We start from the raw sequence: 3912 nt of genomic DNA on the forward strand, positions 1-3912 counted from the left end.
AATCTTTTGCCGTGGTGAAGTATCTATTTGAGCTGGTCACGCATCAGCAGTGGTTTACGTTTGAGAAGGCCTTCATGTATGGTTAGCCCCACATCCTATTTAGGATTGCTATACACAATAGTGTCCCATCTGCTTCTTGATTTTTTGAAGGAGGAAGAGAACGGAACCTCCATTCTCCCTAAGTTTATCTTTGACAAGGCTAGCAGTTCTCTTAGCTTGGATAAAATCGATTTTTTGAAGAGTTTTTTCTAAATTGCGATCGCGAACACCTTGATCTATATCTTTAGCGTCAAACTCTCTAATTTGACCTTCTACTTCCTCGATTTCGGCTAAAATACCCTCTAACTCCCTGTTCAATCTCAATCGATCTAGTTCATTGGAAGCTGAGGTTAAATTATCTTCAAGAGCAGCGCATTTATCTTCTAATTGAGCAAGCCGCTCGGTATAAAAATCTCTTCTTTCTCTAATCTTGTTAGTTGCAAGCGATGGTTTATTGGAACCTTTCTTAGAAGCTGAGAGATATGAGAAGTATTCAGATTGCTGCTTTTTAGATTTGAATGTTTGCCATCGTTCCCACTGGGTAATGACGTGTTGGATAAAGCCCTGCTCACTCGAAGATAAACTGGAATCGATTCGATTAATGTATTCTAAGAAAATAACTAATCCCAGCCTTTCAGAGCTTTCGCTCTTGATATGAACTTTTGAAAGAGTAGAACAGAGGCTTATAACGAACTTACTTAAAGACTGATCTAACTGAAGTAACTCACAAGAGTTTTCTAAGCCGCAAAAGGTTAAGAAATTTCTACGATCATCGGCGGTTTGAAGGTATGAACTTTTAGTTAAAATCTGCTGGAGTTGGAGCTTTTCTTCTGTGACAAGAAATTCCATGTTTAGGATATAGAATTAATCAATCTCTCATTTTTACGAGTTAAAAAGTGCTTCTAGCAATTCAAGCTCTGCTTCCATCTCTGTATCCATAGCTGGTAAAGGCCGTTGCATAATGGAATAAAGCGATCGCTTTTGCATGGTTACCCCTTGCAAACCAATTTCATGCAGATGAGCGTGGATTTTTACAACCATGTTTCTGCGATCAGCCTTTATTAAATCAGGACTGCGGAAAATTGCTGCCTTCATAGCAGGCAAGAGGAATGTTGTTACCTTGTTATACTCACCGTTAAACACAGCGTCTTGAGCCTGGTAAACCAATTCTTTAATTTGGGTCAAAGACTCCCAATCTTGAGCTGTACGCTTTTCTATACGGAATAGCATGTAGCTATAGCCATCAAGAGGTTTACCATCACGCACAAACACCTTGGTTTTTCCAGGAGACCCCACTTTCAGGCTGTCATTGACAACACACAGTGTATCTAGAGTAATCTGGTTTTCCTCAGCCAAGATAGCGACGAAGTAACCTGGCTTGAGGTCATTGTTCCCCCCCCCACCACCAGTAGAAAAGGTTTGTTGATACCCCAACTCTAATTGACCCTCTCCAGCACCGATTAAGTCTTCAATCCCCCGATACACAGGTTCTGCTAGCTTCACCACGGTTGAGAGTTCTGGTACTGGCAATAACTCTGAAAACCGCCCCATCGTTTTGATAAATTTGCCGATCGGGTCACTATTCACCATACTGAACAATCCAGCTTGTAATTCCACTAGGCCATCATTAAAGGGAAACAGGGGTGTCAGTGGATAGTTACATTGAATTACCTTATTCAGATTCTCTTTCGACAGTTCTTGTAAGTGTCCTGGCTCAGCCAGATAGGGAATGGTAATAGATTTACCGCCATGATTGAAGCGAATCGCCGCATGAACGACTGGATAGCGTTCCCTAAACCAATCCACATCTCTGGCTAACCGCATCTCCACTAACCACAGACGACAGTATGCTTCCCCCGCGTTTATTGGTGTGGCATTATTATCTACATCAATCCGATATTCTGGTAAGAAAAGGGCTTGATATTTTGGGGACTCTCGCCTGAACGTTTCTGAGAAACTCTGCCAAAAACTCATTAATCACTTCCTTGCCAGTATCAAGACAGTTGAGTTTGAATGTTTAGCCAGAAGGCGCGAAGCGGAACACCAGACGTGGTTCCTGGCTCAAGCGATCGACCTGCACGCCCTATACCTAGGTTTCCCCGATGGATAGCCACTAATTGCCAATCACGATTAAAGATTGGCGCTCCAGATGAACCTTCAGCAGTACTGATGTTGTGGTCGATGTAATCTTCTCCCACTTGCACAATCTGGCCCAAACCGGAAATTACAACATAATGTCCTTGTGGATGGTGAATCAGACGAATTTCCTGATTGCTATCTAATATGGCATCGATTAGCTTAGCTGTTCGTTGTTTCGGCTCACCCTTGACTTTTACCAAAGCGTAATCGGGTTGAGTAGAGCGTGTCGCTGTATCCAGATCGAGTTGAAAGACATTTGAATCTAAGGGGTAGCTCCCAGAAGTGTGGTTAAAACGTACCCAAGCTTGTTTCGTCTGACTTTTACTAAAAATGTGGTCACATGTGAGTAGTAGATTCTTCCCGATTAGGACACCAGTACCAATGCCTTGTCCTTCAGGGGACTCAATTCTTCCAACAGCACTGCGAGCCGCTAAAGCCTTGAGGTTTTCCTGTCCCTGCTCGGCTAATCGGGTGAATAAAACTATGTCTTGATCTGCCAGTCCATAGATGGGAGCCAGATCGCATAAGTGTTTGAGTAGACTCACCAGCGGGTGATAATCCAAGTGTTGATTTGAAATGCAGTATCTTTGAAATTCTGCGACTAATGCTGGAGCAAATATATTGGATGTTGCACCCAGTTTTAGGTTGCTTAAAAGAGCAATATCGATGCCAGCACTCTCTAGAACCCTTCGGCGATCGATGGCATCATTAACCCTAAGAGCAAATGCGTTTAACGCCAAAGTTAAAGGTACAACATCTTTCTTCGCCAAAAATAATTCAGGATTCATGACGCTTTCATCTGTCCAACTTGAATCTGAGTCTATAAATTGAGATGAAACTTCAACAGCTTGATGAGGCTGTATCGAAATGGAAGCAGGAGCCTCAGCCGGTGATTTCGGGCTGAGGCGACGCTTCAAATCCTGAATAAACTCCTCCGAGGAGGTTGATTGAACCCTCTGTTTGTACAGAGATTTCTCAATTGGAGGAGCAACACTTACGTAAAGGTTACGGATGTATGTCCGACGTGCGGCATATTTCCTGTCTAATTGAGACGACCAGTAGTCATACCAGTCCCAGAGAGACCCGAAGTGGTTTGGATTTGAGATAGACAGTCCCGCTTCTTGAAGCAGCTCAATTTGTAGCTCAACTTCCCGGTAAAGCTTAATGTACTCCTCCTCCTCCTCCTCAATGCGGGATTCTCCAGTAGCAACCTCGATCATGATTGATTGCAGCTTTTGAATCTTGATTAGAAACTCTTCAAGTTGTGCAGGTTCCATAAACTACATCTGAATTTTCCACAGACTCCCCCTCGTCTTCTACAATGGAGCCCTGCCTAATTCTGAAGGCGAAGATGCTCCAGTTGCTCAACGAGCTGCTCTATCTGGCTGTCCCTGTCGCGAAACCACTCTCTAGACCAAACCCTGTGAATGCGCCAGCCAAGTTTCTCCAAAACCAATTGCCGAAGGCGATCGCGATCGCGGACGGTTGGATGTCTGTGATAAGTTATTCCATCACACTCAATACCCAAGAGAAATCCATCCTGTTGGTCGTTTCTTACTGCTAAGTCAATCCGGTATTCTGAATAGCCTATCTGCCTCTCCACTCTGTACTTCCGCTCGCTCAAAGCGTGGTAGATGTCATCTTCTAAAGAAGGATTTACTCGAGTCAAATTCTCAGATTGATTCCTCTCCAGTTTGTTACCATTACTTGCAGCGTAAGTAATGTATTGCTTTA

At 43.5% G+C, this 3912-nt stretch carries 4 protein-coding genes; all 4 read right to left on the minus strand.

Going from position 1 to position 3912, the window contains the following annotated elements:
• Positions 1-108: 108 nt before the first annotated feature.
• The 4 genes from H6F68_RS05125 to H6F68_RS29755 are packed head-to-tail and all read right to left on the minus strand — an operon-like array spanning position 109 to position 3847.
• The gene (locus tag H6F68_RS05125) at positions 109-888 is read right to left on the minus strand and encodes a hypothetical protein (protein WP_190557015.1); all 780 of its coding nucleotides are present in this window, start codon (positions 886-888) and stop codon (positions 109-111) included.
• A 33-nt stretch (positions 889-921) separates the two neighbouring features.
• Positions 922-2013, minus strand: a complete 1092-nt coding sequence (locus H6F68_RS05130; protein WP_190557017.1) for a hypothetical protein — start codon at positions 2011-2013, stop codon at positions 922-924.
• A 20-nt stretch (positions 2014-2033) separates the two neighbouring features.
• A complete protein-coding gene (locus tag H6F68_RS05135) occupies positions 2034-3455 on the minus strand; it encodes a trypsin-like peptidase domain-containing protein (protein WP_199299914.1) in 1422 nt (473 codons plus the stop codon).
• 56 nt (positions 3456-3511) lie between these two features.
• Positions 3512-3847, minus strand: a complete 336-nt coding sequence (locus tag H6F68_RS29755; RefSeq protein ID WP_190557019.1) for a DUF559 domain-containing protein — start codon at positions 3845-3847, stop codon at positions 3512-3514.
• Between the last annotated feature and the right edge of the window lie 65 nt (positions 3848-3912).

Source organism: Trichocoleus sp. FACHB-262, from assembly GCF_014696035.1.
Classification (GTDB): domain Bacteria; phylum Cyanobacteriota; class Cyanobacteriia; order FACHB-46; family FACHB-46; genus Trichocoleus.